Below are 303 nucleotides of genomic sequence, written 5' to 3'. Positions count from 1 at the left end.
CACCACTTGTCCCATTATCATACCCTCGAAGCTGAATGGTATTTCCCCACGACATTTTGATTGGCACTTGTAAATAAGTCACCGTACCATTTGACTTACGGGTGATTTTCACACTAATTTTGTCCGTGACCGTCATATCATCGAAACTAGGAACTGAGGTAATCTCCGCCGTGTAATCAGAAGAATCGATTGCCGATCCATCTTCGAGACGTACATTGGTAAACATCTTTGAGACGTCAGGTATCTCTCCTGACCATGTTCCAAGCTCGATCGTTTGTTCAACCACATCTGCCCAGATTTGTC

1 protein-coding gene is annotated in these 303 nt (G+C 44.2%); it reads right to left on the bottom strand.

The window, feature by feature from the left end:
- A partial coding sequence (locus RV17_RS13575) for a hypothetical protein (RefSeq protein ID WP_169819354.1) occupies nt 1–303 on the bottom strand: 303 nt, incomplete at both ends.

The sequence above is a fragment of the Enterococcus thailandicus genome (genome assembly GCF_001886265.1).
In the GTDB taxonomy this organism is placed as follows: domain Bacteria; phylum Bacillota; class Bacilli; order Lactobacillales; family Enterococcaceae; genus Enterococcus_B; species Enterococcus_B thailandicus.
Note: the sequence above shows the minus strand (reverse complement) of the source record. Positions and strands in the feature narration are given on the sequence as shown.